Annotated in this window: 24 protein-coding genes; 10 read left to right on the forward strand and 14 right to left on the reverse strand. The window is 53.4% G+C overall.

The window, feature by feature from the left end; all coding sequences use genetic code 11:
* A partial coding sequence (locus DBY86_RS08955; RefSeq protein WP_199901079.1) for a helix-hairpin-helix domain-containing protein occupies positions 1 to 150 on the forward strand: 150 nt, incomplete at its 5' end.
* A gap of 344 nt (positions 151 to 494) precedes the next feature.
* Here DBY86_RS08955 and DBY86_RS13095 read toward each other — a convergent pair.
* From DBY86_RS13095 to DBY86_RS13745, 4 genes are all read right to left on the reverse strand, one after another.
* A complete protein-coding gene (locus DBY86_RS13095) occupies positions 495 to 656 on the reverse strand; it encodes a hypothetical protein (RefSeq protein ID WP_159068578.1) in 162 nt (53 codons plus the stop codon).
* Between the two features lie 82 nt (positions 657 to 738).
* Positions 739 to 1,005, reverse strand: a complete 267-nt coding sequence (locus DBY86_RS08970; protein ID WP_107819719.1) for a hypothetical protein — start codon at positions 1,003 to 1,005, stop codon at positions 739 to 741.
* Between the two features lie 4 nt (positions 1,006 to 1,009).
* Positions 1,010 to 1,198, reverse strand: a complete 189-nt coding sequence (locus tag DBY86_RS13740) for a hypothetical protein (RefSeq protein WP_234403428.1) — start codon at positions 1,196 to 1,198, stop codon at positions 1,010 to 1,012.
* A 150-nt stretch (positions 1,199 to 1,348) separates the two neighbouring features.
* Positions 1,349 to 1,723, reverse strand: coding sequence for a hypothetical protein (locus tag DBY86_RS13745; RefSeq protein WP_234403429.1), 375 nt, complete (start codon positions 1,721 to 1,723; stop codon positions 1,349 to 1,351).
* A 185-nt stretch (positions 1,724 to 1,908) separates the two neighbouring features.
* Here DBY86_RS13745 and aroG point away from each other — a divergent pair, with 185 nt between their 5' ends.
* Both aroG and DBY86_RS08995 read left to right on the forward strand, forming a co-directional pair.
* A complete protein-coding gene (aroG, locus tag DBY86_RS08990; RefSeq protein WP_014573752.1) occupies positions 1,909 to 2,964 on the forward strand; it encodes a 3-deoxy-7-phosphoheptulonate synthase AroG in 1,056 nt (351 codons plus the stop codon).
* 67 nt (positions 2,965 to 3,031) lie between these two features.
* A complete protein-coding gene (locus DBY86_RS08995) occupies positions 3,032 to 3,520 on the forward strand; it encodes a dihydrofolate reductase (RefSeq protein ID WP_107819720.1) in 489 nt (162 codons plus the stop codon).
* A gap of 29 nt (positions 3,521 to 3,549) precedes the next feature.
* Here DBY86_RS08995 and DBY86_RS09000 read toward each other — a convergent pair whose 3' ends face one another.
* Complete coding sequence (locus tag DBY86_RS09000; protein WP_107819721.1) at positions 3,550 to 4,026, reverse strand: CYTH domain-containing protein; 477 nt, start codon at positions 4,024 to 4,026, stop codon at positions 3,550 to 3,552.
* A gap of 11 nt (positions 4,027 to 4,037) precedes the next feature.
* On the reverse strand, positions 4,038 to 4,466 hold the full coding sequence (locus DBY86_RS09005; RefSeq protein ID WP_107819722.1) for a CopD family protein: 429 nt from the start codon (positions 4,464 to 4,466) through the stop codon (positions 4,038 to 4,040).
* Between the two features lie 111 nt (positions 4,467 to 4,577).
* Here DBY86_RS09005 and DBY86_RS09015 point away from each other — a divergent pair, with 111 nt between their 5' ends.
* The 3 genes from DBY86_RS09015 (at position 4,578) to DBY86_RS09035 (ending at position 9,408) form a co-directional block, all read left to right on the forward strand.
* Positions 4,578 to 4,823 carry a hypothetical protein gene (locus tag DBY86_RS09015; protein ID WP_107819723.1) on the forward strand — a complete coding sequence of 82 codons (246 nt, stop codon included), beginning with the start codon at positions 4,578 to 4,580 and terminating at the stop codon, positions 4,821 to 4,823.
* A gap of 660 nt (positions 4,824 to 5,483) precedes the next feature.
* Positions 5,484 to 7,694 carry an autotransporter outer membrane beta-barrel domain-containing protein gene (locus DBY86_RS09025; RefSeq protein ID WP_199901080.1) on the forward strand — a complete coding sequence of 737 codons (2,211 nt, stop codon included), beginning with the start codon at positions 5,484 to 5,486 and terminating at the stop codon, positions 7,692 to 7,694.
* A gap of 247 nt (positions 7,695 to 7,941) precedes the next feature.
* Complete coding sequence (locus DBY86_RS09035) at positions 7,942 to 9,408, forward strand: surface lipoprotein assembly modifier (protein WP_439652351.1); 1,467 nt, start codon at positions 7,942 to 7,944, stop codon at positions 9,406 to 9,408.
* A gap of 74 nt (positions 9,409 to 9,482) precedes the next feature.
* Here the strand turns inward: DBY86_RS09035 and miaB are convergent, their stop codons facing one another.
* A complete protein-coding gene (gene miaB / locus DBY86_RS09040; RefSeq protein ID WP_107819725.1) occupies positions 9,483 to 10,811 on the reverse strand; it encodes a tRNA (N6-isopentenyl adenosine(37)-C2)-methylthiotransferase MiaB in 1,329 nt (442 codons plus the stop codon).
* Positions 10,812 to 11,013: 202 nt separating this feature from the next.
* Here miaB and DBY86_RS09045 point away from each other — a divergent pair, with 202 nt between their 5' ends.
* Both DBY86_RS09045 and hemL read left to right on the forward strand, forming a co-directional pair.
* Positions 11,014 to 11,427 (forward strand): glucosamine-fructose-6-phosphate aminotransferase, encoded by a 414-nt coding sequence (locus DBY86_RS09045; protein ID WP_107819726.1) that lies wholly within the window; start codon positions 11,014 to 11,016, stop codon positions 11,425 to 11,427.
* A gap of 64 nt (positions 11,428 to 11,491) precedes the next feature.
* Entirely contained in the window at positions 11,492 to 12,775 is a 1,284-nt protein-coding gene (gene hemL, locus DBY86_RS09050; RefSeq protein ID WP_107819727.1) for a glutamate-1-semialdehyde 2,1-aminomutase, read from the forward strand.
* Positions 12,776 to 13,178: 403 nt separating this feature from the next.
* On the opposite strand, the gene orn is transcribed toward hemL, so the two are convergent.
* The 5 genes from orn to DBY86_RS09075 all read right to left on the reverse strand — a co-directional run bounded on the left by orn (position 13,179) and on the right by DBY86_RS09075 (position 16,885).
* On the reverse strand, positions 13,179 to 13,742 hold the full coding sequence (orn, locus tag DBY86_RS09055) for an oligoribonuclease (protein ID WP_107819728.1): 564 nt from the start codon (positions 13,740 to 13,742) through the stop codon (positions 13,179 to 13,181).
* Positions 13,743 to 13,759: 17 nt separating this feature from the next.
* On the reverse strand, positions 13,760 to 14,647 hold the full coding sequence (gene prmA / locus DBY86_RS09060; protein WP_107819729.1) for a 50S ribosomal protein L11 methyltransferase: 888 nt from the start codon (positions 14,645 to 14,647) through the stop codon (positions 13,760 to 13,762).
* Between the two features lie 103 nt (positions 14,648 to 14,750).
* Positions 14,751 to 16,112, reverse strand: coding sequence for an acetyl-CoA carboxylase biotin carboxylase subunit (gene accC / locus DBY86_RS09065; protein ID WP_107819730.1), 1,362 nt, complete (start codon positions 16,110 to 16,112; stop codon positions 14,751 to 14,753).
* A 72-nt stretch (positions 16,113 to 16,184) separates the two neighbouring features.
* Positions 16,185 to 16,646: an acetyl-CoA carboxylase biotin carboxyl carrier protein gene (gene accB / locus DBY86_RS09070; protein WP_002256934.1), complete on the reverse strand. Its 462-nt coding sequence runs from the start codon at positions 16,644 to 16,646 to the stop codon at positions 16,185 to 16,187.
* Complete coding sequence (locus tag DBY86_RS09075) at positions 16,628 to 16,885, reverse strand: acetyl-CoA carboxylase (protein WP_107819731.1); 258 nt, start codon at positions 16,883 to 16,885, stop codon at positions 16,628 to 16,630. Before DBY86_RS09075 ends, accB begins: the two co-directional genes overlap by 19 nt.
* A gap of 116 nt (positions 16,886 to 17,001) precedes the next feature.
* Between DBY86_RS09075 and queA the strand changes: the two genes are divergently transcribed.
* Entirely contained in the window at positions 17,002 to 18,042 is a 1,041-nt protein-coding gene (gene queA, locus DBY86_RS09080; protein WP_107819732.1) for a tRNA preQ1(34) S-adenosylmethionine ribosyltransferase-isomerase QueA, read from the forward strand.
* Between the two features lie 368 nt (positions 18,043 to 18,410).
* On the opposite strand, the gene DBY86_RS09090 is transcribed toward queA, so the two are convergent.
* Positions 18,411 to 18,989, reverse strand: a complete 579-nt coding sequence (locus tag DBY86_RS09090) for an NAD(P)H-dependent oxidoreductase (RefSeq protein WP_107819733.1) — start codon at positions 18,987 to 18,989, stop codon at positions 18,411 to 18,413.
* Positions 18,990 to 19,227: 238 nt separating this feature from the next.
* Here DBY86_RS09090 and crgA point away from each other — a divergent pair, with 238 nt between their 5' ends.
* Positions 19,228 to 20,127, forward strand: a complete 900-nt coding sequence (gene crgA, locus DBY86_RS09100; RefSeq protein WP_107819735.1) for a LysR family transcriptional regulator CrgA — start codon at positions 19,228 to 19,230, stop codon at positions 20,125 to 20,127.
* 225 nt (positions 20,128 to 20,352) lie between these two features.
* On the opposite strand, the gene carB is transcribed toward crgA, so the two are convergent.
* Positions 20,353 to 23,568: a carbamoyl-phosphate synthase large subunit gene (gene carB, locus DBY86_RS09105; RefSeq protein WP_107819736.1), complete on the reverse strand. Its 3,216-nt coding sequence runs from the start codon at positions 23,566 to 23,568 to the stop codon at positions 20,353 to 20,355.
* Between the last annotated feature and the right edge of the window lie 4 nt (positions 23,569 to 23,572).

The following is a 23,572-nucleotide window of genomic DNA, read 5'->3' on the forward strand; positions in this document are numbered from 1 at the left end:
CAAAACGGTGCGTTCAAGTCTGTGGACGAGTTGACGAAGGTGAAGGGCATCGGCCCGGCGGTGCTGGCGAAGCTGAAGGACCAGGCTTCGGTCGGCGCGCCCGCACCCAAAGCCCCCGCCAAACCGGCAACGCCCGCGGCTAAAAAATAGGGGAACCTGTAAGGGAAGGGGCATCGGCCGACACCGGTGCTTTTTTGTTTGGAAGGGAAATGGCTGGAGAAAGACCTGCGCTATATCGGGGAATGAATCGACGCAAAGGAAATGCCGTCTGAACATGCGTTCGGACGGCGTTTTGTTGGGGGTATCAGAGCGGAATGTCTGAAAAAGGGTCTCAGGCGGCCTTTGGGCGTGTGGCGGCAGTTGAAAACGTGATAAGGCTACCTGAAAAGTTTGGGAGATTTTCAGGTAGCCTTTGGTATTGGGCGCAACAGACGCAGGTACAGATTAGGCGGTGTGCCGTAATCGTACGAATGCTGATTCAACCCAAGCAGACATCAGTATTTGGGAAGCGAGTGTTTGATGGAGCAAAGGTTGTACGAAGGGTGGAAGGCAACCTGTGGGTGTTTGGTATGGTCGCGCTTGAAAAAACGTGTTTTAAGGGACAAATGCCGTCTGAAAATCGGTTTCAGACGGCATTTTTGGTTTGTATGAAACAATTAGGTAAACCGCGCTACGGAATACTTTCCTTGGAAATGGGAAAAGGCAGCATTTTTATGCTGCTTTTTATACGCAAGGGAATTAGAACGTTGCGGCTACACGGAAGCCGTACTCGTTAAACTTTTCTCTGTCTGTTTTGGTTTTGGTAGTATTCGAGCCAAATTTGGCAGACTTGCGGATTGCGCGGTGGCGGCAGTATGGGTCAAACTCTACGCCGAGACTACCGGTCAGTTGTTTGCCCACATTCAGACCGGTGCTGACGAACCGGCCTTTGGAGTTTAGGCTGGCATCTTGGGAAGCAATTGCTATTTTGTTTTTGTTGCGGAGATAGACAGCCACCCCGCTCATGGCTTCAGAAACCGGCTTTCGCCAAGGTTTTGACGGATTTCACCATCTGCTTGCAGGGGGAGGCGTTCGCTTTTGGACAGGCGTAGCCGCAGCACTTTTCTCCCAGATAACGTTTAACTTGGACGCGCTCCAAACCGCCACGGAAACGTGTGGATTCACCGACCAGTTGGGTGTGGGTATAACCGACATACACGGCAGCCGTTTTGCCTATTGCGCCGTTAGCGATGTGTGCATTCCCTCTTTTGTCGTCTGCATCGTTTTGCTTCAGGCGTACTCTGTCTCAAAACGCATACTGTGGCGTTCGTTGAACGGAAGCCGATGGACGGTGTGCGTTGTTTTTCTTTCAAATTGCCGGTAGTGGCTTTGCCTTTAACATAAGCGGAAAGACTTTGTATTCGCTTTTGCCGTTAGATTCGGGAATGTCGGTTACCGTAACGGCGGACACGGCTGCAAGTGAGAGTGCAAGCAGGGTTTTTTTCATGTTTTTATAATGAGGATAAATAAATGGAGAAAGTGTGGGAAATACCCGCATTCCAATAAAATCTTTTTTCAAGCAATTAGTTCTTTTGTTTTCAACATTTTCCTTGCGTATGAAATCTTGCCGGATGTGCAGGCGGAATCGGCAGCGAGGTGTCCTGTACCAGATTGTCGTGGAAACGGGAAAACGGATGTTCCGTGCGGTTTTGTCCGAATGAATGGCAGGTATTGTTTTTATCAATCTGTTTCTTTTTCTTTGAAATAAAATTCCTAAAATATTAAAAATATGAAATTTAAAATCTATGAAAAAAGATATATCAGTTATTTTGAAATAAAATAGCTTTGTAGTAATATGTTGCACTTGTTTGTGCAAGGTAAACGATGTAACCTAAGCCGCGTATAAAAACCCATCAGGAAAGATGCAAGATGACACACCATTACCCCACAGACGATATTAAGATTAAAGAAGTTAAAGAGTTGTTGCCGCCGATTGCCCATCTTTACGAGTTGCCGATTTCCAAAGAGGCTTCGGGCTTGGTTCACCGCACCCGTCAGGAAATTTCCGATTTGGTTCACGGCAGGGACAAGCGGCTGTTGGTCATTATCGGGCCGTGTTCGATTCACGATCCGAAAGCGGCGTTGGAATATGCGGAGCGTTTGTTGAAACTCCGCAAGCAGTATGAAAACGAGCTTTTGATCGTGATGCGCGTTTATTTCGAGAAGCCGAGGACGACGGTAGGGTGGAAAGGTTTGATTAACGACCCGCATTTGGACGGTACGTTCGACATCAATTTCGGTTTGCGTCAGGCGCGCAGCCTGTTGTTGTCGCTGAACAATATGGGCATGCCTGCCTCTACCGAGTTTTTGGATATGATTACGCCGCAATATTATGCGGACTTGATTTCTTGGGGGGCAATCGGTGCGCGGACGACCGAAAGCCAAGTTCACCGCGAATTGGCAAGCGGTTTGTCCTGCCCCGTCGGCTTTAAAAACGGTACGGACGGCAATTTGAAGATTGCCATCGATGCAATCGGTGCGGCGAGCCATTCGCATCATTTCTTGTCTGTAACCAAGGCAGGGCATTCCGCCATTGTCCATACCGGCGGCAATCCCGACTGTCATGTCATTTTGCGCGGCGGAAAAGAGCCGAATTATGATGCGGGACACGTCAGCGAGGCGGCGGAGCAACTGCGTGCGGCAGGGGTAACCGACAAGCTGATGATCGATTGCAGCCACGCCAACAGCCGCAAGGATTACACCCGGCAGATGGAAGTGGCACAAGATATCGCCGCCCAATTGGAACAGGACGGCGGCAATATCATGGGCGTGATGGTGGAAAGCCATTTGGTCGAAGGCAGGCAGGACAAGCCGGAAGTGTACGGCAAAAGCATTACCGATGCGTGTATCGGTTGGGACGCGACTGAAGAACTGTTGGCATTGTTGGCAGGTGCAAACAAAAAACGTATGGCGCGCGCCAGTTGAGATTTTTGACGCAGAATGTCATAAAATGCCGTCTGAAGCGTTCAGACGGCATTTTTGTGGAGGAAATATGCTCAAAATAACCCTAATTGCGGCGTGTGCGGAAAACCTGTGCATCGGGGCGGGCAATGCTATGCCTTGGCACATCCCCGAAGATTTCGCATTTTTCAAAGCCTATACCTTGGGCAAACCCGTCATTATGGGGCGGAAAACGTGGGAATCCCTGCCCGTCAAACCCCTGCCCGGGCGGAGGAACATCGTCATCAGCCGGCAGGCGGATTATTGCGCGGCAGGCGCGGAAACGGCGGCAAGTTTGGAGGCGGCATTGGCATTGTGCGTCGGCGCGGAAGAAGCCGTCATTATGGGCGGCGCGCAAATATACGGACAAGCGATGCCGTTGGCGACTGACCTGCGGATAACCGAAGTGGATTTGTCTGTGGAAGGAGATGCATTTTTCCCCGAAATAGACCGGACGCATTGGAAAGAGGCAGAGCGGACGGAACGCCGTGTCAGCAGCAAAGGCGTTGCATATACATTCGTGCATTACCTCAAGGGATAACCGCAAGGCAGATGCCGTCTGAAGCCGTTTCAGACGGCATTTTTCCAGCTTGAGAACGGATGTTTGCTCAAATAGGCATTGGTAAACATACCGTCCGAAGTGATTTCGCGCCCCAGCCAGTTCGGACGCTCAAAATCGGCATTCTCGTCGGGCAACTCGATTTCCGCGACGACCAAAGGCGCGTTTTCGCCAAGGAAAACATCGACTTCAAACAGGCTGCCGCCCCATCTGACCGGATAACGCCGTTTTTCCATCTTAAACGGGCACATCGTTTCCATCATCTTTTCCGCATCGGCAAGCGGGATTTCGTATTCGAACTCGCTGCGGCTGATTTCCGAAATATAGCCTTTCAGCGTCAGCCACGCCCGTTTTCCGACAATGCGGACGCGGACGGTGCGTTCTTTTTCAACAGACAGATAACCCTGCCTCAACAGCAGCGGCTCATCGGCGTATTGCCGCCAGTTGTCGTTTCCAATCAAAAAACGGCGTTCGATTTCTATCGGCATAAGATGCTCCGTCAAAACGGTTTGAACACGACCAGATAAAGCGCACCTATCATCAGCAGCACGGGGATTTCGTTAAATACGCGATACCAGCGGTGTGAGAAAGTATTGCTGTAATCCTGAAAACGGCGCAGCAGCACGCCGCAATACAGCTGATAGGCCAAGAGCATCAACCCCAAACACAGTTTGACGTGAACCCAGCCGTTGCCCCACCAGCCGGCGGCAAACGGTATCGCCGCGCCGAACACGACCGCGCCGAAGCCCAACGGCGACATAAAACGGTACAGCCGCACCGCCATACCCGACAGGCGCACATACTCGGGATTGCCGCGCGGCGCATCAATCATCGCCATATTGACGAAAATCCTCGGCAGGTAAAACAGCCCTGCAAACCACGAAATGACAAAAAACAAGTGAAACAGTTTGAACCAAGAAAACATCATCGCCCACACCCTGCCGAAAAGCGGTATTGTACAGGCAAACCGCTTGGGAAACGTGATAAAATCAGGCGGATAAACAAATCGAATAAATCCTTACCGCAAAACGGAGGCAAAATGCTCAAATCCATCGAACTCAATTCCCACGTCCGCAACCGCCTTGCAGCATATCTGAAAGGAAGGGGTATGGATTTTCAGACGGCGATGCGGGAGGAAAAAGGCAACAAAGAAATCGCCGCCATCGTCCACAGCGGTCTGCCCACTCTGGTACGCAAACTGTATTCCGAACAAAAAATGCAGAAGTTTTTTTGGGACAAGCGGGATTTGATTGCCGACTACATCAGCCGCCGGATGCAGGGATAGGCGGCTGAAATCTGTTTTCAGGCAAGTGAAAAGACAATATGGCAGATTGAAATTACGCTTATCGTCATTCCCGCCCGCGCGGGAATCCGACTTGTCCGGTTTCGGTTATTTTTCGTTTCGTAACTTTTGAGCCGTCCTTCCCGAACAGGCGGTAATCTGAACACGTCCGTAGGGAAACCTATATCCCGTCATTCCCACGAAAGTGGGAATCTAGGATGCAGGGGAAACCGTTTTATCCGATAAGTTTCCGCCCCGAAAGGTCTAGATTCCCGCTTTCGCGGGAATGACGGCGGAGGGGTTTTAGTTTTCCCGATAAATGCACATCATCCAAAATCCCGTTATTCCCACAAAAACAGAAAATCAAAAAACAGCAACCTGAAATCCCGTCCTTCTGGCACAGGCGGAAATCCGGCTTGTTCGGTTTCGGTTCTTTTTCCCGTTTCGGGTGATTTCTAAACCGTCATTCCCGCGCAGGCGGGAATCCAGACCTTTAAATCCCGTCCATCTCTGATAAATTCTTGCGGCGTTGAAATTCTAGATTCCCGCTTTCGCGGGAATGACGGCGGAGGGTTTTTTGCTTTTCCTGATTTTTCATTGCGATGTAGTATAATGTAGTATATAATCATTATAATTTTAACACTTGACAAAGGAAAATTTCTCATGACACTGAAAGCAAGCAAGCAAGCAAGCAAGCAAGCAAGCAAGCAAGCAAGCAAGCAAGCAAGCAAGCAAGCAAGCAAGCAAGCAAGCAAGCAAGCAAGCAAGCAAGCAAGCAAGCAAGCAAGCAAGCAAGCAAGCGGTCAGGTTAATCTATTAGCATTATCTGTTTTATCGCTGTTTTGCACGCCATATGCTTGGGGTTCGGATGCGTACGATCCCGTCAAAGAAGCCGAGATTAAAAACAAATTTATTTTAGAAGCGGCGGAAGACAGAAATTCCCACGTTTGGCGCGGCCCGTGCAGCATATCTTTTGATTGCTTCGGTACTTTCAGTTATCAGCCCGGTTCAAATACTCGTTCTACCGAAATCGGCAACGATACCGATTTTTCATTTTCAGACAAGCCGGCAAACGGCGTTTCCCATTATTTTTCCAGCGGTAAAACCGATCCAAATTCATCTGAAGCCTTGTATGACGAAATCAATATCACGGGTAAAAACTACAATAGCGGCATCCTCGCCGTCGATAATATGCCCGTTGTTAAGAAATATGTTACAAAGAATTACGGGGATAATTTAAAGGAGGCAGTTAAGAAGCAATTAGAAGATACTGTGCAAAAACAACCAGATGTATTTGCTAAAGCTGCAGAGAAAATCAAGCAAGATTTGAAAAAAGGAGCAGTAAACAAGTTTGGTGAGAAGGTGCTGGAAAAAATACCAGAAAAGACTTGGGATGCTTTAGCAAACCAAACGTTACAAGGTTACATAACGAATACAACAGCTCAAATAACTAATATATCAGACCAAACACTCAACAACATCTTCAATAAAACACTGCACGTCAAAATCGAAAACAAATCCCATGTCGCCGGACAGGTGTTGGAACTGACCAAGATGACGCTGAAAGATTCCCTTTGGGAACCGCGCCGCCATTCCGACATCCATACGCTGGAAACTTCCGATAATGCCCGCATCCGCCTGAACACGAAAGATGAAAAACTGACCGTCCATAAAGCGTATAAGGGCGGTGCGGATTTCCTGTTCGGCTACGACGTGCGGGAGTCGGACGAACCCGCCCTGACCTTTGAAGACAAGGTCAGCGGAAAATCCGGCGTGGTTTTGGAACGCCGGCCGGAAAATCTGAAAACGCTCGACGGGCGCAAACTGATTGCGGCGGAAAAGGCAGACTCTAATTCGTTTGCGTTTAAACAAAATTACCGGCAGGGACTGTACGAATTATTGCTCAAGCAATGCGAAGGCGGATTTTGCTTGGGCGTGCAGCGTTTGGCTATCCCCGAGGCGGAAGCGGTTTTATATGCCCAACAGGCTTATGCGGCAAATACTTTGTTTGGGCTGCGTGCCGCCGACAGGGGCGGCGACGTGTATGCCGCCGATCCGTCCCGTCAAAAATTGTGGCTGCGCTTCATCGGCGGCCGGTCGCATCAAAATATACGGGGCGGCGCGGCTGCGGACGGGTGGCGCAAAGGCGTGCAAATTGGCGGCGAGGTGTTTGTACGGCAAAATGAAGGTAGTCGGCTGGCAATCGGCGTGATGGGCGGCAGGGCCGGCCAGCACGCATCAGTCAACGGCAAAGGCGGTGCGGCAGGCAGTTATTTGCATGGTTATGGCGGGGGTGTTTATGCTGCGTGGCATCAGTTGCGCGATAAACAAACGGGTGCGTATTTGGACGGCTGGTTGCAATACCAACGTTTCAAACACCGCATCAATGATGAAAACCGTGCGGAACGCTACAAAACCAAAGGTTGGACGGCTTCTGTCGAAGGCGGCTACAACGCGCTTGTGGCGGAAGGCGTTGTCGGAAAAGGCAATAATATGCGGTTTTACCTGCAACCGCAGGCGCAGTTTACCTACTTGGGCGTAAACGGCGGCTTTACCGACAGCGAGGGGACGGCGGTCGGACTGCTCGGCAGCGGTCAGTGGCAAAGCCGCGCCGGCATTCGGGCAAAAACCCGTTTTGCTTTGCGTAATGGTGTCAATCTTCAGCCTTTTGCCGCTTTTAATGTTTTGCACAGGTCAAAATCTTTCGGCGTGGAAATGGACGGCGAAAAACAGACGCTGGCAGGCAGGACGGCGCTCGAAGGGCGGTTCGGTATTGAAGCCGGTTGGAAAGGCCATATGTCCGCACGCATCGGATACGGCAAAAGGACGGACGGCGACAAAGAAGCCGCATTGTTGGTCAAATGGCTGTTTTGATGCGTCGGGAAATGTTTTGACGCACAGGCGGCACACCTGCACGGCCCCGCGCGCCGCCCCGCAAACCGATCCGAACCCTGCCGCCCCGAAGGGCGGGGCATAATGATGAAACCGGCGGGAAACCGCCGGTTTTTTGCTGCCGTCTGAAACCCGATTCTGGCTTCAGACGGCATTGTCGCGGCATCGGGCGGCAGGGTTTGGAACAGCGGCATAAAAAACTGATACAATCCGCCAGTTGATAATGGTTATTTTTTATTTTTATTTTTGTGGGAAGACATTTATGCCTGCACGAAACAGATGGATGCTGTTGCTGCCTTTATTGGCAAGCGCGGCATATGCCGAAGAAACACCGCGCGAACCAGATTTGAGAAGCCGTCCCGAGTTCAGGCTTCATGAAGCGGAGGCCAAACCGATCGACAGGGAGAAGGTACCGGGGCAGGTGCGGGAAAAAGGAAAAGTTTTGCAGATTGACGGCGAAACCCTGCTGAAAAATCCCGAATTGCTGTCCCGCGCGATGTATTCCGCAGTAGTTTCAAACAATATTGCCGGTATCCGCGTTATTTTGCCGATTTACCTACAACAGGCGCAGCAGGATAAGATGCTGGCACTTTATGCACAAGGGATTTTGGCGCAGGCAGACGGTAGGGTGAAAGAAGCGGTTTCTCATTACCGGGAATTGATTGCTGCCCAACCCGACGCGCCCGCCGTCCGTATGCGTTTGGCGGCGGCATTGTTTGAAGACAGGCAGAACGAGGCGGCGGCAGACCAGTTCGACCGCCTGAAGGCGGAAAACCTGCCGCCGCAGCTTATGGAACAGGTCGAGCTGTACCGCAAGGCATTGCGCGAACGCGATGCGTGGAAAGTAAACGGCGGTTTCAGCGTTACCCGTGAACACAATATCAACCAAGCCCCGAAACAGCAGCAGTACGGCAACTGGACTTTCCCGAAACAGGTGGACGGCACGGCGGTCAATTACCGGCTCGGCGCGGAGAAAAAATGGTCGCTGAAAAACGGCTGGTACACGACGGCGGGCGGCGACGTGTCCGGCAGGGTTTATCCGGGGAATAAGAAATTCAACGATATGACGGCAGGCGTTTCCGGCGGCATCGGTTTTGCCGACCGGCGTAAAGATGTCGGGCTGGCAGTGTTCCACGAACGCCGCACCTACGGCAACGACGCTTATTCTTACGCCAACGGCGCACGCCTTTATTTCAACCGTTGGCAAACCCCGAAATGGCAAACGCTGTCTTCGGCGGAGTGGGGGCGTTTGAAGAATACGCGCCGGGCGCGTTCCGACAATACCCATTTGCAAATTTCCAATTCGCTGGTGTTTTACCGGAATGCGCGCCAATATTGGACGGGCGGTTTGGATTTTTACCGCGAGCGCAACCCCGCCGACCGTGGCGACAATTTCAACCGTTACGGCCTGCGCTTTGCCTGGGGGCAGGAATGGGGCGGCAGCGGCCTGTCTTCGCTGTTGCGCCTCGGCGCGGCGAAACGGCATTATGAAAAACCCGGCTTTTTCAGCGGTTTTAAAGGGGAAAGGCGCAGGGATAAAGAATTGGACACATCCTTGAGCCTTTGGCACCGGGCATTGCATTTCAAAGGCATCACGCCGCGCCTGACGCTGTCGCACCGCGAAACGTGGAGCAACGATGTGTTCAACGAATATGAGAAAAATCGGGTGTTTGTCGAGTTTAACAAAACGTTCTGATGTTCGTTGCAAAGTGAAAAATGCCGTCTGAAACCCGATTCCGGCTTCAGACGGCATTTTTTCGGCGTGAGGGTTTAGGCTTCGACAACTTTGCCGCGCAGGGAGAAGGTGTAGGCCTCGGTGATTTCCAAATCGATCATTTGGTTAATCATGTCGGGTGTGCCGGTAAAGTTGACGACGCGGTTGTTGGCGGTGCGGGCTTGGAGCTGGTCGGGGTCTTTTTTGGAGATGCCTTCGACCAGGCAGCGTTGAACCGTGCCGACCATGGTTTGGTTGATGCGCGCGGTTTCGGCTTCGATGACTTCGTTCAAAGCTTCGAGGCGGCGCACTTTTTCTTCATGCGGCGTGTCGTCGTGCAGGTTGGCAGCAGGCGTGCCAGGGCGCGGACTGTAAATAAAGACGAAGCTCAAGTCGAAGGCAATGTCTTTCACCAGTTTCAAGGTTTGCTCGAACTCGCGCTCGGTCTCGCCCGGGAAGCCGACGATAAAGTCGGAGCTGAGGCACAAATCAGGACGGATGGCGCGCAGTTTGCGGATGATGGATTTGTATTCCAAAGCGGTATAGCCGCGTTTCATCGCGCTCAATACGCGGTCGGAACCGCTTTGAATCGGCAGGTGCAGGTGGGAAACCAGCTTCGGCAGGTCGCGGTAGCACTCGATAATCGAGTCGGTAAACTCGCGCGGGTGGCTGGTGGTGAAGCGTATACGTTCAATGCCGGGGATTTCGTGGACGATGCGCAGCAGGGTGGCGAAGTCGCAGATTTCGCCGTCGTCCATTTCGCCGCGATAGGCGTTGACGTTTTGTCCCAAGAGGTTGATTTCTTTCACACCTTGCTGCGCCAAGCCGGCAATCTCGGTCAATACGTCGTTGAGCGGTCGGGAGAATTCTTCGCCGCGCGTGTAGGGGACGACGCAGAAGGAGCAGTATTTGGAACAGCCTTCCATAATCGACACGAATGCCGCGCCGCCTTCGACGCGGGCGGGCGGCAGGTGGTCGAATTTTTCGATTTCGGGAAAGGAAATATCGACTTGCGACAGCCCGCTGGTTTCTTTGTCCACAATCATTTTGGGCAGGCGGTGCAGCGTTTGCGGGCCGAAGACGACGTCCACATAAGGCGCGCGTTTGATGATGTTTTCGCCTTCTTGCGAGGCGACGCAGCCGGCAACGCCGATGATGAGGCCGGGGTTTTTTTCTTTGAGCGGACGCACGCGCCCCAAGTCGGAGAACACTTTTTCCTGTGCTTTTTCGCGCACGGAGCAGGTATTGAACAAGATGATGTCGGCTTCGTCGGCTTGGGTAACCTGTTCGATGCCGCCGTGTTCTTCGGCGAGGACGGCGAGCATTTTGTCGCTGTCGTATTCGTTCATCTGGCAGCCGAAGGTACGGATAAATACTTTTTTCATGGTCTGTGTCTTTCTCAGGCAGCCGTAATTGCGGGGCTGATTGTTGTCGGAATGAAAAAATTTCAGACGGCATGACGGTGCCGTCTGAAAATCGGTGCGGATTATAGCACGATGTGGGTTTGGGAGGTAGAATATTGTTTTAAAATATAAATTTAATCGGTCGGAGCGACTGTATAATGTTTGGCTTTAATGGGAGGTGTGTATGAAACCGGTTGTATGGGCGGCATTGCTGCTGTGTGCGTGTACCAGCAATTTCGGCGACAGGGAACATCAGTTCCTGCGTTATCAGACGGAAGAGGGAATCGCACAAACGGTTGTTAAAGGCAAAACGACCCGGGCGGAGGTAGAGGCACGTTTCGGGAAGCGCAACCCTTTCGGTTGTTATGCCTATCATGAAGTCAGCCTGCCTATTTATAATTTTTTGCCGACCAATTTTATTTATATGAAATCGGAGCGGCGGCATTGGGAATGGTGTGTGGATTACGACGGGGAGGGAGTTGTCCGGGACTACCGCTTTACACATAAAGTGGAAAAAGACGAGCGTTCCGTCATTCGGGATGCGGTTGGCGTAATCCGCAAAGAAGCGGGCAAATCCTTGTCGCAACCTGAAAAATGATAAAATGGGGGCTTTCTGCTTCCAAGCCCGAAACCTGCCGTTCAGACGGCATTTGAGGATAAATATGAACCGTAACGAAATTTTATTCGACCGCGCCAAGGCGGTCATTCCCGGCGGCGTGAATTCGCCCGTGCGCGCATTCGGCAGCGTCGGCGGCGTGCCGCGCTTCATCAAAAAAGCCGAGGGCGCGTATGTTTGGGACGAAAACGGCACGCGCTACACCGATTATGTCGGCTCGTGGGGGCCTGCGATTGTCGGACACGCGCATCCCGAAGTCGTCGAAGCCGTGCGCGAAGCCGCGTTGGGCGGTTTGTCGTTCGGCGCGCCTACCGAAGGCGAAATCGCCATTGCCGAAGAAATCGCCAAAATCATGCCGTCCGTCGAACGGCTGCGCCTTGTCAGCTCCGGTACGGAAGCAACGATGACCGCCATCCGTCTGGCACGCGGTTTTACCGGCCGCGACAAAATCATCAAGTTTGAAGGCTGCTACCACGGCCATTCCGACAGCCTGTTGGTGAAAGCCGGCAGCGGCCTGCTGACGTTTGGCAACCCGTCTTCCGCCGGTGTGCCTGCCGACTTTACCAAACATACTTTGGTACTCGAATACAACAATATCGCCCAACTGGAAGAAGCCTTTGCCCAAAGCGGCGACGAAATCGCCTGCGTGATTGTCGAACCCTTCGTCGGCAATATGAACCTCGTCCGCCCGACCGAAGCCTTTGTCAAAGCCTTGCGCGGATTGACCGAAAAACACGGCGCGGTGTTGATTTACGATGAAGTGATGACCGGCTTCCGCGTCGCGCTCGGCGGCGCGCAATCTTTGCACGGCATCACGCCCGACCTGACCACGATGGGCAAAGTCATCGGCGGCGGTATGCCGCTTGCCGCGTTCGGCGGGCGCAAAGACATTATGGAATGTATTTCCCCGCTGGGCGGCGTGTATCAGGCAGGTACATTGTCCGGCAACCCGGTTGCCGTCGCCGCCGGTTTGAAAACGCTCGAAATCATCCAGCGCGAAGGGTTTTATGAAAACCTGACCGCCTTGACCCGCCGCCTCGCTGATGGGCTTGCCGCCGCCGCCAAAGTGCACGGTATCGAGTTCACCGCCGACAGCGTGGGCGGTATGTTCGGTCTGTATTTCGCCGGACACGCGCCGCGAAACTATGCCGATATGGCGCGTTCCAATATCGACGCCTTCAAACGCTTCTTCCACGGCATGCTCGACCGCAATGTCGCGTTCGGCCCGTCCGCTTATGAAGCAGGTTTCGTTTCCGCTGCGCATACGCCCGAGCTGATTGACGAAACGGTTGCGGTTGCGGTTGAAGTGTTCAAGGCGATGGCTGCATGATGTTTTGACGGACAGGGTTTCTCTGTTCGATCTGTTTGGCAGATTGAAGTATAGTGGATTAACAAAAACCAGTACGGCGTTGCCTCGCCTTAGCTCAAAGAGAACGATTCTCTAAGGTGCTGAAGCACCAAGTGAATCGGTTCCGTACTATTTGTACTGTCTGCGGCTTCGTCGCCTTGTCCTGATTTTTGTTAATCCACTATAAGAATGCACACCGCCGTCATTCCCGCGCAGGCGGGAATCCGGACCTTTCAGTTTCTGTAATGATTGAAAATAACGGCAGGCCCGACCTTCCGGATTCCTGCCTGCGCGGGAAGGACGGGCGTGTATATTTTTGATTTCAATCTGCTGTAAAAATGCCGTCTGAAATGCAAACTGCGTTTCAGACGGCATTGTTTGTTTCTTATTGCGCTTCGGCTTTCGGGGCGGAAATCAGAAAGTGTTCGCGGTAGTGGCGCATTTCCCCGATGCTTTCCAAAATGTCGTCCAATGCCTTGTGCGAACCGCGTTTGACCACGCTTTTGGCAACGGGCGGATTCCAGCGTTTGGCGAGTTCTTTCAGCGTGGAAACGTCGAGGTTGCGGTAGTGGAAGTAGTTTTCCAGTTTCGGCATATATTTGACCATAAAACGCCGGTCTTGGTGGATGGAGTTGCCGCACATCGGCGTGGCGCGTCCGGGTATCCATTCCGACATAAAGTCCAGCAGTTTCTGTTCGACTTCGGCTTCGGTATGCCGCGATTCGCGCACGCGCTGCGTCAGCCCCGTCCTGCCGTGTGTGGCGGTGTTCCACTCGTCCATATTGTCGAGCAGCTCATCGCTTTGGTGGATGGCGTAAACTTCGGATTGCGCCAATACATTCAAATCCGAGTCGGTAATAATCATTGCGACTTCGATAATGCGGTCGGTTTCGGGGTTCAGCCCCGTCATTTCCATATCAAGCCAGCAGAGGTTGTTTTTGTCCTGCACGGTGTTTCCTTTCCGTTTCAGCGTTTTACGCCGCTCAAGCGCGCCCAGCCTTCGTCAGTTTCCGCCGGGTCGAGGTCGAACCATTGGCTGTAAATGCCGCTGAGTTCTTCGATTTGTTCGTCCAACAAACCGGATAACACGATGCGGCCGCCCTGTTTGGTGCGGGCGGCAAGCATTTCGCCGAGCATACGCAAAGGGTTGGCGAGGATGTTGGCGACGACGACATCGAATTGTCCGGATGGCAATTGTTCGGGCAAATAAAATTGTGCATCGACGTTGTTTTGCGCGGCGTTGTCCCTGCCGGCGCGGACGGCCTGTCCGTCAATATCCACGCCGACGGCGGAACCTGCACCGAGTTTGAGGGCGGCAATGGTCAGGATGCCCGAACCGCAGCCGTAGTCGAGGACGCTTTCGCCGTTTTTGAGTTGCGTATCCAGCCATTTGAGGCAGAGGCGCGTGGTCGGGTGGCTGCCGGTGCCGAAGGCGAGTCCGGGATCGAGGCGGAGGTTGACGGCGCAGCCTTCGGGTGCTTCGTGCCAGGAGGGGGTAATCCACAGGCGGTCGGAAATTCGGATGGGGTCGAATTGCGATTGCGTGAGGCGCACCCAGTCTTGGTCTTCGATGGTTTCGCCGGTGTATGCCAAGTCTTTTAACCCGCATTCCTGTGCGGCGGCATCGATGATGACGGCGGCTTCGTCGTGTTCGTCGAACAGGGCGATGACTTTGCTTTGCTGCCAGATTTGTTCGGTCGGCATACCGGGTTCGCCAAAGATGGCTTGTTCGTTTTCGGTGCCGGCGTAGGCATCTTCGATGGCGGCGGAGAGTGCGCCGTGTTCCATCAGCGCGTCGGCGAGGCGTTCGGCGACGGCATCGTTGACGTTGACGGTGATTTGTTGGTAGGGCATAACGGGCTTTCTTGGAAATATCGAAATCGGTTTCAGACGGCGGGGCAAGGGAAATGCCGTCTGAACGCGGACGGGCGGCTTCAGACGGCATATCGGGGACGGCTTATTTGTCCTGTTTGGCTTTGCGATCTTCCAGCCAGTGTTCCAAATAGTGGATGCTGACGCCGCCTTCTTGGAAACCTGCATCGGCGAACAGGTCGCGGTGCAGCGGCGTATTGGTTTTGATGCCGGTAATCGCCAGCTCGGCAAGGGCTACGCGCATTTTCGCCATTGCCTGTTCACGCGTTTTGCCGTGTACGCAGACTTTGCCGATCAGGCTGTCGTAATACGGCGGGATGCGGTAGCCTTGGTAGATGTGGCTGTCCACGCGGATGCCGAAGCCGCCGGGCAGGTGGCAGCTTTCAATCGGGCCCGGGCTGGGGATGAAGTTGTACGGGTCTTCGGCATTGATGCGGCACTCGAAGGCGTGTCCTTCGATTTTGATGTCTTTTTGCTTGTATTGCAGCGGCAGGCCGGATGCGATGCGGAGTTGCTCCTGCACGATGTCCACGCCGGTGATGAGTTCGGTAACCGGATGCTCGACCTGAACGCGCGTGTTCATCTCGATAAAGAAAAATTCGCCGTTTTCGTATAAAAACTCAAACGTGCCCGCGCCCCGGTAGCCGATGCGTTTGCAGGCATCGGCACAGGCTTTGCCGATTTTTTTGCGTGCCTCTTCATCGATGAACGGGGCGGGTGCCTCCTCGATGACTTTCTGGTGGCGGCGTTGCAGCGAACAGTCGCGCTCGGCAAGATAGACGGCGTTGCCGTGTTCGTCGGCAAGCACTTGGATTTCGACGTGGCGCGGGCGTTGCAGGTAGCGTTCCATATAAACCATTGGGTTGCCGAATGCCGCGCCTGCTTCGGCCTTGGTCATTTCGACAGATTGGAGCAGGTCTTCTTTTTTCTCGACCACGCGCATACCGCGTCCGCCGCCGCCGCCCGATGCTTTGATAATCACGGGATAACCGACTTTGTCGGCGATTTTGAGGATTTCGGCATCATCGTCGGGCAATGCGCCGTCAGAACCGGGGACGCAGGGCACGCCTGCCGCTATCATCGCGTGTTTGGCGGAGACTTTGTCGCCCATCAGGCGGATGGTGTCGGGTTTCGGGCCGATGAAGGTAAAGCCGGACTGTTCGACCTGTTCGGCGAAATTGGCGTTTTCGGCAAGGAAGCCGTAGCCGGGGTGGATGGCATCTGCATCGGTAACCTCGGCGGCGGCAATGATGGCGGGAATGTTCAGATAACTTTGCGCGGAAGCGGCAGGGCCGATGCACACGGATTCGTCGGCGAGTTTGACGTGCAGGCTGTCTTTGTCGGCCTCGGAATGCACGGCGACGGTGGCAATGCCCATTTCGCGGCAGGCACGGAGTACGCGCAATGCGATTTCGCCCCGGTTGGCGATTAAAACTTTTTTCAGCATGATGACCTTTCCTGCGGTTCCGGCAACCCGTCCGTAAAAAAGGTGCGGGAACGCTGTAGGGGGAAAACAGGATTATCCGATAATGAAGAGCGGTTCGCCGAATTCGACGGGCGTACCGTTTTCGACCAGAATTTCTTTGACCGTGCCGGATTTTTCGGCTTCGATTTCGTTCATCAGCTTCATCGCTTCGATGATGCACAGCGTGTCGCCGGCTTTAACCTGTTGACCGACTTCGACAAAAGGCGCGGCATTCGGACCGGGTGCGCGGTAGAACGTGCCGACCATAGGCGATTTTTGCGCGTCGGACAAATCGCGGGCGGCCGGTGCGGCGGCGGGCGCGGATGCCGCAACGGGTGCGGCGGCAGGCGTTACGGCCGGCGCGGCGGCAGGTACGGGCGCGGCGTAAACGGGAGCTGCCGCAGCTGCAATGGTACGGGTAATGCGGACTTTTTCCTCGCCTTCGGTTACTTCGATTTCGGCGATGCCCGATTCTTCAACCAAATCAATCAGTTTTTTTAATTTGCGCAAATCCATTTCTGTTCCTTTAAAGGCTGCCGGTGTTCCGGCGGGTTGTTGCGTTGGTTTTTCAGAAAACAGCCGGCTTGCGGCAACGGCGCAAACCGGGCGGAATGGTGTTCGGATACGGTTTTCCTGTGGTGGAAAACGACCGTGAGAATGTGTCCATTTTCCCGAAGTTGTCGGCAAATGTCCAGTAAAATATCAAAAAACGGCGGTTTTTGGGGGAAATGTGCAGGAAGTTTGATTTTGCGCACAAGATGCCCCGGGTCAAGAGTGTTTATTCTAATCTGTTGGTTTTTCGGGCAAAGATGCCGTCTGAAAAAGGGCTAAAGTGCGTATAATGGCGGCTTGCCCGAACGAGAGTGTAAAAATGGATATTTTAGATTTTGACTTTACCCTGCCCGAACACCTGATTGCCCAGCATCCGCCCGAGGTGCGCGGCAGCAGCCGCCTTTTGGTCGCGCTGCCCGATATGCCGCTGCAAGACCGGGTGTTCGGCGATTTGCCGGATTATGTCGAGGCGGGCGACGTTTTGGTGTTCAACAACACCAAAGTCATGAAGGCGCGGCTGTTTGGGCAGAAAGACAGCGGCGGCAGAATCGAAGCCCTGATTGAGCGCGTATTGGACAACCATACCGCACTGGCGCACATCCGTTCGTCCAAGTCCCCCAAGCCCGGTATGGGGCTGGTGTTTGAAGGCGGCATCCGCGCCGTGATGGTCGGGCGTGAGGGCGAACTGTTCTGCCTGCGTTTTGAAGGCGGAGAGACCGTTTACGAACTTTTGGAACAGAACGGACACCTGCCCCTGCCGCCTTATATCGAACGTGCCGCCGATGCGGACGACGACAGCCGTTACCAGACTGTTTATGCCAAATATCAGGGCGCGGTCGCCGCGCCGACGGCGGGCCTGCATTTTACGGAAGAACTTTTGCGCCGTCTGAAAGACAAAGGCGCGGTAACCGCAGAAGTAACCCTGCACGTCGGTGCGGGAACGTTCCAACCCGTGCGCGTCGATAAAATCGAAGAACACAAAATGCACAGCGAATGGTTTGAAGTGCCGTCTGAAACCGCCGCCGCCGTTGAGGCGGCAAAAGCACGGGGGAACAAAGTCTGGGCGGTCGGCACGACTTCCATGCGCGCCCTCGAGTCTGCCGCGCTCGAGACAGGCCGTCTGAAAGTGGGGCAGGGCGATACCGATATTTTCATCACGCCGGGCTACCGTTTTAATGTTGCCGACAGGTTGGTTACCAATTTCCATCTGCCGAAATCGACGCTGCTGATGCTTGTCAGCGCGTTTTCGGGTATGGGGCATATCCGCGCCGTATATCGTCATGCGGTCGAACGCGAATACCGTTTCTTCAGCTACGGCGATGCGATGGTTTTGGGGCGGAACGAAGGGGTGGTACGTTAGAACAGCCCCAAGTCTATTGGGGGGAGACAAGTGCCGTCTGAACGGATGTTCGGACGGCATTCTTTTGTTGATTTGAATGAAAGGAACTGTATGACATAGATTCAGGCGCGAGAGGCGAGAAACTCAGTCATTGTTGATGACGCGCAATACATTAAAATTCATTCCGTTTTGGTCGTATAAGCATATTACATACGCCATTTTTTGTATTCAAGGCTGACTGAAAACAGTGAGCAAGAATATCTAACCCAACGAAAAGCTGAAAAAGCAACAAAAAATAATCTGCACCTTAGTCGGTTGGTTAGTCCAACCTTAGTGGTGCAGACCATTTAATCTTTCAGACGGCCTTTGTTTGTTTATCAGACAAATTTTTAGCCGAACAATTTTTCCAAGTGTGCCTGATAGTCTGCCAAGTATTTTTCCACTTGCGGGTTTTTAATCACATCGTTACACAAGAATGTCGGCAGGCGGGTCAAGCCGATGAACTCGTTGGCTTTGTGGAAGTGCATATACAAAACATCAACGCCTTTGCCTTCAAAGAAATCGCCTTCGCGGGTAAAGGCTTCAATCGGCGCATTCCAAGTCAGTGAAAGCATATGTTTTTTGCCTTGCAACAAGCCGCCTGTGCCGTAGCCCTCAGTCGGATTGGCGCGGTGTCTGCCGTCGCTTTGGTAGAGTTTGCCGTGTCCGCCGGTAAATACTTCGTCCATATATTTTTTCACTGTCCAAGGCTCGTGCATCCACCAGCCCGGCATCTGCCAAATCACGGCATCCATCCAAACGAATTTTTCGATTTCTGCCTCAACATCATAGCCGGCATCAATCACGGTTTCTTGAACATTGTGTCCGAGCGCGGTCAAAACTTCTTTCGCTTTTTTGTGAAGCGTGTGGTTTAACCCGCCGTGAGAATGTCCGAACGCTTTGCCGCCGTCTAATAATAAAATATTCATTTGTTACCTCGTTTGTGAATTGATGAATGTATTGTACTGTTTTACTTTATGATTTAAAAGTACAAAAATAAGAAAACACTTTTGCGTCAAATGGAATAATCAGATGTTTCAACACACAGGATGACACATAAAGCACCGCCCTGTGTGCCGTCCTGATTCGGAAGGGGTTACGCCCCTCCCGAATAAAGTCTGATCCTGTCGCCCTAAAGGGCGGGGTTTCAACCGAAAAGGAAACACGATGAAAACCAATTCAGAAGAACTGACCGTATTTGTTCAAGTGGTGGAAAGCGGCAGCTTCAGCCGTGCGGCGGAGCAGTTGGCGATGGCAAATTCTGCCGTAAGCCGCATCGTCAAACGGCTGGAGGAAAAGTTGGGCGTGAACCTGCTCAACCGCACCACGCGGCAACTCAGTCTGACGGAAGAGGGCGCGCAATATTTCCGCCGCGCGCAGAGAATCCTGCAAGAAATGGCAGCGGCGGAAACCGAAATGCTGGCAGTGCACGAAGTACCGCAAGGCGTGTTGCGCGTGGATTCCGCGATGCCGATGGTGCTGCATCTGCTGGCGCCGCTGGCAGCAAAATTCAACGAACGCTATCCGCATATCCGACTTTCGCTCGTTTCTTCCGAAGGCTATATCAATCTGATTGAACGCAAAGTCGATATTGCCTTACGGGCCGGAGAATTGGACGATTCCGGGCTGCGTGCACGCCATCTGTTTGACAGCCGCTTCCGCGTAGTCGCCAGTCTTGAATACCTGGCAAAACACGGCACGCCGCAATCTGTAGAAGATCTTGCCAACCATCAATGTTTAGGCTTCACAGAACCCGGTTCTCTAAATACATGGGCGGTTTTAGATGCGCAGGGAAATCCCTATAAAATTTCACCGCACTTTACCGCCAGCAGCGGTGAAATCTTACGCTCGTTGTGCCTTTCAGGTTGCGGTATTGCTTACTTATCAGATTTTTTGGTTGACAACGACATCGCTGAAGGAAAGTTAATTCCCCTGCTCGCCGAACAAACCTCCAATAAAACGCACCCCTTTAATGCTGTTTATTACAGCGATAAAGCCGTCAATCTCCGCTTACGCGTATTTTTGGATTTTTTGGCGGAGGAACTGGGAAACAATCTCTGTGGATAATTCTATAAAAATCCGTCATAAAACTGTTTTTGCTTACTTAATAACTTTGAGAAAAAATAAATAAGATGATGTATAGCCGGCGGCAATGGCAGTCTATATGGGGAGCGTGATAGGGCTGTTCCTTATGTACGGCTTGTGTGTGGCAACATCGGCTTTCCGAATGACAAAATGCCGTCTGAAACCGCAAAACAGCTTCAGACGGCATAGTTCAACCTGATTCAGGCATCAGTTGCGGTTTTTCAAACGCCCGTGCAGCTCTTGAACGCTGTACACGCCCAGATGGTCGCGGCTTTTCGTGCCTTCGCTCATCGCTTCGCCGCCGGCGGTGGTGGTGTATTGCGGCACGCGTTGCTGCAATGCGCTTTGGCGGATGATGTGGCTGTCGGACACGGATTGCGGATTGCTGGAAACGGTATTCACGACCAGTGCGATTTCACCGTTTTTCAGTGCGTCGCCGATGTGCGGGCGGCCTTCGGGGACTTTGTTGATGGTCTGCACAATCAGCCCGTGTTCGGTCAGGTATTGCGCCGTGCCGCGCGTGGCGCAGATGCCGTAGCCTAATGCTTGGAAGTTTTTGGCGGTTTTGATGACGCGTTCTTTGTCTTCTTCGCGCACGGAGAGGAAGATTTTGCCGGTCGGGTTGAGGCGTTCGCCCGCGCCGAGTTGGGCTTTGTAGTAGGCTTCTCCGAAACTTGCACCCACGCCCATCACTTCGCCGGTGGAGCGCATTTCCGGTCCCAAAATCGTATCCACGCCCGGGAATTTGATGAAGGGGAACACGGCTTCTTTGACGGCATAGAAATCGGGGACAACTTCTTTTTCCACGCCTTGTTCTTTCAGGGAAATGCCTGCCATGCAGCGCGCGCCGACTTTGGCAAGCGGCACGCCGGTGGCTTTGGAGACGAAGGGCACGGTACGGCTGGCGCGCGGGTTCACTTCCAACACGAACACCACGCCGTCCTGCACGGCAAACTGCACGTTCATCAGACCGACCACGCCCAGTGCGTATGCCATCGCTTTGGTTTGGCGGCGGATTTCGTCTTGGATTTCTTCGCTTAAGGAATAGGGCGGCAGCGAGCAGCTGGAGTCGCCCGAGTGGATGCCCGCCTGTTCGACGTGCTGCATAATGCCGCCGATAACCACGTCTTTGCCGTCTGAAACACAGTCCACATCGACTTCAATCGCGTTGTTGAGGAAGAAGTCGAGCAGCACGGGGCTGTCTTCGGAAACCTGCACGGCTTCGCGCATATATTTTTGCAACTGCTCGGCAGAGTGAACAATCTGCATGGCGCGGCCGCCGAGGACGTAAGAAGGACGGACAACCAACGGATAACCGATTTCTTCGGCTTTAACGAGGGCTTCTTCTTCGTTGTGGGCGATGCGGTTGGGCGGTTGACGTAGGCCTAAGTCGTTCAACACTTTTTGGAAGCGTTCGCGGTCTTCGGCGGCATCGATGCTGTCGGCGGACGTGCCGATGATGTTCACGCCGTTTTCAACCAATGCATTAGCCAGTTTTAGCGGGGTTTGACCGCCGTAATGCACAATCACGCCCCACGGGTTTTCGGTGCGGACGATTTCCAACACGTCTTCCAGCGTCAGCGGCTCAAAATAGAGGCGGTCGCTGGTGTCGAAGTCGGTGGACACGGTTTCTGGGTTGCAGTTCACCATAATCGTTTCAAAGCCCGATTCGCGCAGGGCAAGTGCGGCGTGAACGCAGCAGTAGTCAAACTCGATGCCCTGACCGATGCGGTTCGGGCCGCCGCCGAGAATCATCACTTTTTTACGGTCGGAAGGACGCGCTTCGCATTTCTCTTCGTAAGTGGAATAGAGGTAGGCGGTTTCGGTGGCGAACTCGGCGGCGCAGGTATCGACGCGTTTATACACGGGATGCAGCTTCAGTGCGTAGCGGTGTTCGCGCACTTCTTTTTCGCTTACGTTCAACAATTGTGCCAATCGTTTGTCGGAGAAGCCTTTGCGTTTTAGACGGCGTAGGGCGGCGAAATCCAAATCACTCAAAATGCCGTCTGAAACCGATTTTTCTTCTTTTACCAAGTCTTCGATTTGCGCCAAGAACCAAGGGTCGATGGCGCAGATTTCGTGGATTTCTTCCAAAGTAAAGCCTGCGCGGAACGCATCGGCTACAAAGAGCATGCGCTCAGGACCTGGGTTGGCCAGTTCGCGGCGGATTTCCGCTTTGTCGGAGCTTCTCGGATTGAAGCCGCACAAACCTGTTTCCAAGCCGCGCAGGGCTTTTTGGAAGCTTTCCTGAATCGTGCGTCCCATCGCCATCACTTCGCCCACGGATTTCATCTGCGTGGTCAGGCGGTCGTCTGCGGCAGGGAATTTTTCAAACGCGAAACGCGGGATTTTGGTTACCACATAGTCGATGGACGGCTCGAACGACGCGGGTGTGCGACCGCCGGTGATGTCGTTGCGCAACTCGTCCAGCGTAAAGCCGACCGCCAGTTTCGCCGCCACCTTCGCAATCGGGAAACCCGTCGCTTTGGAAGCCAGCGCGGACGAACGGCTCACGCGCGGGTTCATCTCAATTACAATCATCTCGCCGTTTGCAGGGTTTACCGCAAACTGAACGTTCGAGCCGCCCGTATCCACACCGATTTCGCGCAACACCGCCAACGAAGCATTACGCATGATTTGGTATTCTTTGTCCGTCAGCGTTTGCGCCGGCGCAACCGTAATCGAGTCGCCCGTATGCACGCCCATCGGGTCGAAGTTTTCAATCGAGCAGATGATGATGCAGTTGTCGTTTTTATCGCGCACCACTTCCATCTCGTACTCTTTCCAACCGAGCACGGACTGCTCAATCAGCAGCTCATGCGTGGGCGACGCATCGAAACCGCGTTCGCAAATCGCCAAGAACTCGTCTTTGTTGTAGGCAATGCCGCCGCCCGAACCGCCCATCGTGAAAGACGGACGAATCAGCGTCGGAAAGCCGACCTGTTCCTGCGCCGCCAAAGCTTCGTTCATCGTGTGGCAGACAAAAGATTTCGGGCAGGACAAACCGATTTTTTCCATCGCCTCCTTAAAGCGGCCGCGGTCTTCCGCCTTATCGATCGCGTCTTCCGTCGCACCGATCAGCTCGACATTGTATTTCGCCAGCACGCCGTTGCGCGCCAAATCCAGCGCACAGTTCAGCGCGGTCTGGCCGCCCATCGTGGGCAAAATCGCATCGGGTCGCTCCTTGGCGATAATCTTCTCCACCGTCTGCCACATAATCGGCTCGATGTAGGTAACATCCGCCATTTCAGGGTCGGTCATAATCGTGGCGGGGTTGGAGTTTACCAAAATGACTTTATAGCCTTCTTCACGCAAAGCCTTACAGGCCTGTGCGCCCGAATAGTCAAATTCGCAGGCCTGACCGATAACGATAGGGCCGGCGCCGATGATAAGGATGGATTTTAGGTCGGTACGTTTGGGCATGGGT

Origin of the sequence: Neisseria bergeri (assembly GCA_003044455.1) — a bacterium.
In the GTDB taxonomy this organism is placed as follows: Bacteria; Pseudomonadota; Gammaproteobacteria; order Burkholderiales; family Neisseriaceae; genus Neisseria; species Neisseria bergeri.